Source organism: Nonomuraea sp. NPDC050227 (assembly GCF_044459705.1).
Classification (GTDB): domain Bacteria; phylum Actinomycetota; class Actinomycetes; order Streptosporangiales; family Streptosporangiaceae; genus Nonomuraea.
In genome coordinates this window covers 452,991-458,990 of the sequence record NZ_JBITJF010000010.1, presented here as the reverse complement: position 1 = coordinate 458,990, position 6,000 = coordinate 452,991, and the positions used below count along the sequence as shown (strand labels likewise).

Below are 6,000 nucleotides of genomic sequence, written 5' to 3'. Positions count from 1 at the left end.
GTCAAGGGCGAGAACATCCCCGAGCCGGGCATTCCGGAGTCCTTCAAGGTCCTCATCAAGGAAATGCAGTCGCTGTGCCTCAACGTCGAGGTGCTGTCCAGCGACGGCATGTCCATCGAGATGCGCGACACCGACGAGGACGTCTTCCGCGCGGCGGAGGAACTCGGCATCGATCTGTCCCGGCGTGAGCCGAGCAGCGTGGACGAGGTCTGACGGTCCCGTGCTCCACTGCGGCGCGCCGGTCCGGAGCAGGGTCCGGCGCGCCGCGGTGGAGCAGGACCGCAGGGGTCCGCCGGAGGCTCAGCCCGCGGCCTGCCGCACGAGGGCGGCGATGCGCGCCTCGGCGTCGGGGGTCAGCTCCTTCAGCGCGAAGGCGCTCGGCCACATGGCGCCGTCCTCAAGGGTCGCCCCGTCGTTGAAGTCGAGGGTGGCGAAGCGGGACTTGAACTTCGCCGCGGGCTTGAAGAAGCACACGACGCTGCCGTTCTTGGCGTAGGCGGGCATGCCGTACCAGGTCTTCGGCGTCAGGTCCGGGGCGGCGGCCCTGATGATGGCGTGCACCGCCTCGGCCAGCACCCGGTCGTCCTCGGCCATCTCGGCGATCTTCTCCAGCACGTCGCGCTCGCCGTCGGCGGCCGACGCCTTCCCGCCGCGCCGCGCGGCCTTCTTCAGCTCGCTGGCGTGCGCCTTCATCGCCGCGCGCTCGTCCTCGGTGAAGCCCTCGAAACCCTTGTCGGACGCGGCGGTGTTCTTCGTGGTGCCCATGGTGAAATCTCCTTCGGTGTGGGGGGAATGCTAGTACTGACCGTTTATGGTTGGGTGCCGCTCAGCCCCACGCGCCGGCGATCTGCCGGGTGGTGGCGTTGAGCCGGTTGAACAGGTTCGTCACGCCGATCATCAGCACGATCGAGGCAAGCTGCTTCTCGTCGTAGTAGGTGGCGGCCCGGTCCCAGATCTCGTCCCCGACCGCGTCGGGCCGGTCGGCCAGGCGGGTGGCGGCCTCGGCCAGCTCCAGCGCCGCCCGCTCCTCCTCGGTGAAGTACGGGGCCTCCCGCCAGGCGGTCACCGTGGCCAGCCGGTCCTCGCTCACCCCGGCCTTGCGGCCGCCCTTGACGCCCGCGTCCACGCAGGCGCTGCACCCGTTGATCTGGCTGATCCGCAGGTGCACCAGCTCCAGCGTCCCGGCGTCCACGCCGCCGGCGTGCACCGCCTTGAACAGCTCCTGGATCGACTGCATCGCGCCGGGCAGAACGGAGGCCGGGTTCTTCATCCGGGACTGCATGGTGGTTTCTCCCTTTTTCCTGGTCGGCGCCCCGTCCCCCGGGGCGTGACTCCATCTCAGCGCAGCGGCCCCGCCGCGACGATGCCCGTGGGACAGCGTGGGACAGCTGGAATGCCGTTGGCCTGCGGTGATTCGTCCGGGTAAGTTTCTTTCGCGACGGGACAGAGAGGCAGGAACGCGTGACTCGACAGCAGACGGCGGACCCCCAGGACGAGCTGGCCAACCGCCTGCGCCTGCTCCAGGAGCTCTCCGGGCACGGCGTACGGGCGCTCGCCCGCGAGACGGGCCTCAGCTCGTCGTCGTTGTCGCGCTACCTCAGCGGCCAGTCGGTGCCGCCGTGGGCCGCGGTGATCGAGCTGTGCCGCCTGGTCAAGCGCGACCCGCGCCCGCTGCGCCCGCTGTGGGACCGGGCGGCCAACCCCCTTCCGGCGCCGCCCAAGACGAGCCGCCAGGTCCAGCCGCCCTCGGCGCCCGCCGGCGCTCCCCGTCCGCCGCGCAACGACCTGCCGCGCGACGTGCCGGACTTCACCGGGCGCGCGGCCCATCTCGACGCCGTGCTCGCCGCGGTCGCGCAGAGCCGGGTGGTCGCCGTGGACGGCATGGCCGGCGTCGGCAAGACGTGCCTGGCCGTGCACGCCGCGCACCGGCTCGCCGCCGACTACCCCGACGCCCAGCTCTACCTGGACCTGCACGGGTTCACCGACGGGCGGGAACCGCTCGACCCCGACCCCGCGCTGCGGTCGCTGCTCGCCGCGCTCGACGTGCCCTCGGAGAAGATCCCGCAGGAGGGCGGCATCGAGCCGCTGGCCGCCTGCTGGCGGGCCGAGCTGGCCGGGCGGCGGGCCGTCGTGGTCCTCGACAACGCCGCCGGCGCCGACCAGGTCCGCATGCTGCTGCCCGGCGCGGGCGAGTCCGTCGCCCTGATCACCAGCCGCAACCGGCTGCTGGGCCTGGAGGAGGTGCCGCCCGTCTCGCTGGACGTGCTCACCCCGCAGGAGAGCGCCGAGCTGCTGGCCCGTGCCAGCGGCGACCCCAGCGGGCCCGACGGGCGGCTGGCCCAGGACCCGGAGGCGGCGGCCGAGGTGCTGCGGCTGTGCGGCCACCTGCCGCTGGCCCTGCGGCTGGCCGGAGCCCGGCTGCGCCACCGGCCAGGTTGGACCGTCGGCATCCTGGTCGAGCGCATGGCCGAGGGGCCGAGCGAGTTCGACACCGCCTTCGCCATGTCCGTGCGCCAGCTCGACCGGGCACAGCGCCGCCTGTTCCGGCTGCTGGGCCTGCTGTCCGGGTCCTCCTTCGACGACTACGTGGCCGCCGCCCTGGCCGGGGTGCCGCTGCGCGACGCGCGGGCGATGCTGGAGGACCTGCTCGACGCCCACCTCGTCCAGCAGCCCTCGCCCGGCCGGTACACGCTGCACGACCTCGTCCACCAGCACGCGCGCCGGGCCGCCGAGGAGCAGGACACGCCGGCCGAGCGGGAGCAGGCGCTGGGCCGGGTGCTCGACTACTACGTGCACGCGGCGGCCGCCGCCGACGCCGCGATGCCGTACGAGTCGGGCAGCCGGGCCGCGTCCGCGGGCAGCCCGCCGGCCGCCCTGCCGGCCTTCGGCAGCAAGCACGCGGCGCTGGGCTGGTTCGGCGCGGAGTACACCAATCTCATGGGCGCCTTCGAGGTGGCGGTCGCCACCGGCGCCGACGCGCACGCGTGCGAGCTGCCCCGCTTCATGCGCGCGTTCTTCGCCCGGCGCTGCGGCACCACCCACCTCAACGTGCTCTTCGAACGCTCGCTGGCGGCGGCCGAACGCCTGGGCGACCCGTGGCAGCTCGCCGAGGCGCACAGCGACCTGGGCTTCGCCCGTTACAACGCGGGCCGCATGGCCGAGGCCGGAGCCGCGTACGAGGCGGCGGCCCCCCTGGTGTCCCAGGCCGGCGACGCCCGCTCCGCGGCGGACCTGATGATGCGCCGCGGCTACCTGAGCTGGGACGAGGGCCACGTCGAGGAGCCGCTCGACCTCTTCCGGCAGGCGGCCCGGCTCTACGCCGACGCCGGCTGCCCGACCGGCGCGGCCCACGCCGCCGCCGACGAGGCGTGGGCGATGCTGCAACTGGGACGCCGGGAGGAGGCCGCCCGGCTGGCCCGCGACGTGCTGGCGCGGACGCACGGCGAGCCCGGCTGGCCGGCCACGCTGACCGCCCGGATCACCCTCGGCATGGCGATCGTCCACGAGGAGCCCGGCGAGGCCGCGCAGCACCTGAGCCAGGCCCTGGAGCTGGCCCGCGAGGACGGCCACAAGCACAACGAGGCGTGGTGCCTCAACTGCCTGGGCGTCGCGCTGCGCCAGATGGGCCGCCACGAGGAGGCGCTGGAGAGCCACCGGGAGGCGTTCGCCCTCCTGGACGAGCTGTTCGAGGAGCACTGGAAGGTGCACTTCCTCTACGGCTACGCCGAGACCTGCCGCCTGGCCGGCCTGCCGGAGGAGGCGCTGCGCCTGCACCGCCAGGCCCTCGACCTGGCGCCCAAGGTGGGCGCGCGGCACAAGGAGGCCCTGGCCCACGAGGGCATCGCGGCCGTGCTCGACGGGAGCGACCCGGCCGCCGCGGCCGAGCACCGCGCGGCGAGCCAGGCCATCCGCCGCGAACTCAACCCGGACGCCTGACCTCGTCCCCCTCGCCGGCGGGACGGGCGGCGGTCGCGCGGGCCAGCTCGGTGCGGTTGGCGACCTGGAGCTTGGCGTAGACGTGCGCCAGGTGGGTCTTGACCGTGCCCCGGCTGACGAACAGCCGGGCGGCGATCTCCGGGTTGGACAGCCCCTCGGCGGCCAGCCCGGCCACCGACCGCTCGGCCGGGGTCAGGCTCTCCCATCCGGAGTCGGGCCGGCGGCGCGGCCCCCGCGCGCGGGTGGCGTGGGCGACCGCCGTGTCCAGGTCCATCGCGCGTCCCCGCTCGACGGCCGCGCGCAGTTCGCGGCCCGCCTCGCCGTCGGCGGCCGGGAGGGGGCGGGGTGCGGCCCCGAGGTCCGCGCGTGCCCGTTCGGCGGCCCCGGCCAGCACCCCGGCTGTCCTGACGGCGCCGCGACGCAGGTCGAGCAGCGCCAGCGACTCCAGGCCGGCCACCAGGCCGAGCACGAGGCCGTGGTCGGCGTGGATGCGCAGGGCCTCGTGGTGCAGCCGCAGCGCGCGTTCCGGGTCGCTGTCGTGGGACAGCAGCGCCAGCTCGTCCAGCACCCCGGCGCGCACGCGCGGCATGCGCGCGGTGACCGGCGAGCGCGACAGGGCGTCCAGCAGCCGCGTCGCCGCCGCCTCCTCGCCCGTCCTGCGCAGCGCCGCCGCCAGCACGAGCTGGGTGTCGGGCGCCAGCCACGCCGCGTCCGGTTCCTCCTGCCAGCGGCCCTCCCGCCAGCACCACTCCACCGCCTCGCCCGGCCGGTCGTGCCCAAGCGCGAGCATCGCCTGGCAACGTTCCCACCCGGTGATGAACGGCAGCCGCCCGAGCCCGTCGATCAGCCGGTCCACGGGCTCCAGGGCGGCGGCGGCCTCGTCCAGGCGGCCCTGCAGGATGCGGATCTCCGCCAGGACGACCCGGGCCGAGCCGGTCCAGTGCAGGTCACGCAGCGGTTCCGCGGTCTCGACGGCCCGTCCGGCCAGCTCTGCGGCCCGCTCCAGCGCGCCCGACCGGGCGGCGGCCAGCGCCCACCAGCCCAGCGCGAAGGAGGCCACGCCGCGGTCGCCGCGCGCCACCAGCCGCTCCACAGCCCGCTCGAAGCACTCGATCGCCCGCCGGTAGTCGTCGCCGAGCACGTGCACCAGGCCGGTGATCGCCTCGGCGCTGTCGGCGACGAACCCGTCCCCGGCCCGGACGGCCTCGTCCCGCACCGCGCGGGCCTCGGCCAGCGCCTCGGGCAGGCCCGTCGCCAGCAGGCCGAGCGCGATCAGCGGCCCGGCCGGGCGGGCGGCCTCCGGGGCGCCGGCCGCCTCGGCCAGGTCCCGCGCCGTCCGCGCCACCTCGAACGCCTCGATCCCCGGCTCGGCGGTGTTGAGCACGAGGGCCAGCGCCGTCAGGACCCGGGCCTGGAGCGGGCCGCGCTCGTCCGCGCCGAGCGCCGCGGCCCGGCGCAGCAGCGCGGCCCCCTCGGCGCCGCGTCCCTCCAGCTGCCACAGCCACGCGCAGTCCGCGGCCAGGCGCCGCCCCCGCGCCGGGTCCGGACGCGACAGCCCCCACTCGATCGCGGCCCGCACGTTGGGGTAGGCGGCGCCCAACCGCGCCCGCCAGGCGTCCTTGTCGGTCTCCAGCAGCGGCGCCAGCTCGGCCGGCAACGACGCGTGGACGTCCAGGTGCAGGTCGCGCGCGGCGGTCTCCTCCCGCGCCGCCGCCAGGCGGTCCAGCGCGTACGCCCGCACCACCCCGAGCATCCGGTACCGGGCCACCGGGCCGGTCGTGTCGGCCACCACCAGCGACTTGTCGATCAGCCCCCGCAACGCCCTGAGCAGGCGTCCGGTGCTCGGCCCGCCGAGCTCGGCCAGGCGGGTGACGGCGTCGGCGGTGAAGCCCGGCTCGAACACCCCGGCGCGCCGGAACAGCACCCGCTCGTCGTCGTCCAGCAGGTCGTGGCTCCAGCTCATCGACGCCTGCAGGGTGCGCTGCCGGAAGGGGGTGGTCCGCGCGCCGCCGTCCAGGAGGGCGTAGGGGGCGCTCAGGGAGTCGGCGATCTGGGCCAGCGACA

General features: G+C 75.6%; 5 protein-coding genes. 2 read left to right on the top strand and 3 right to left on the bottom strand.

Annotation, left to right across the window (positions count from 1 at the left end; translation table 11 throughout):
* The coding region (locus ACIBK9_RS35650) for a hypothetical protein (protein WP_397163074.1) at positions 1-213 on the top strand (213 nt) is incomplete at its 5' end.
* An 87-nt stretch (positions 214-300) separates the two neighbouring features.
* Here ACIBK9_RS35650 and ACIBK9_RS35645 read toward each other — a convergent pair.
* Together ACIBK9_RS35645 and ACIBK9_RS35640 are read right to left on the bottom strand one after the other, a co-directional pair.
* Positions 301-765 (bottom strand): iron chaperone, encoded by a 465-nt coding sequence (locus ACIBK9_RS35645; protein ID WP_397163072.1) that lies wholly within the window; start codon positions 763-765, stop codon positions 301-303.
* Between the two features lie 61 nt (positions 766-826).
* Positions 827-1,282 carry a carboxymuconolactone decarboxylase family protein gene (locus tag ACIBK9_RS35640; RefSeq protein WP_397163071.1) on the bottom strand — a complete coding sequence of 152 codons (456 nt, stop codon included), beginning with the start codon at positions 1,280-1,282 and terminating at the stop codon, positions 827-829.
* A 179-nt stretch (positions 1,283-1,461) separates the two neighbouring features.
* On the opposite strand from ACIBK9_RS35640, the gene ACIBK9_RS35635 reads away from it, so the two are divergent.
* Positions 1,462-3,936 (top strand): ATP-binding protein, encoded by a 2,475-nt coding sequence (locus ACIBK9_RS35635; protein ID WP_397163070.1) that lies wholly within the window; start codon positions 1,462-1,464, stop codon positions 3,934-3,936.
* Here ACIBK9_RS35635 and ACIBK9_RS35630 read toward each other — a convergent pair.
* Complete coding sequence (locus tag ACIBK9_RS35630; protein ID WP_397163068.1) at positions 3,920-5,899, bottom strand: LuxR C-terminal-related transcriptional regulator; 1,980 nt, start codon at positions 5,897-5,899, stop codon at positions 3,920-3,922. The genes ACIBK9_RS35635 and ACIBK9_RS35630 overlap by 17 nt on opposite strands.
* Positions 5,900-6,000: the final 101 nt, after the last annotated feature.

What these genes read in the sequence shown, in the direction of transcription:
- ACIBK9_RS35645 (WP_397163072.1), bottom strand. Translation starts at nt 765, where the DNA reads ATGGGCACCACGAAGAACACCGCCGCGTCCGACAAGGGTTTCGAGGGC.
- ACIBK9_RS35640 (WP_397163071.1), bottom strand. Translation starts at nt 1,282, where the DNA reads ATGCAGTCCCGGATGAAGAACCCGGCCTCCGTTCTGCCCGGCGCGATG.
- ACIBK9_RS35630 (WP_397163068.1), bottom strand. Translation starts at nt 5,899, where the DNA reads ATGAGCTGGAGCCACGACCTGCTGGACGACGACGAGCGGGTGCTGTTC.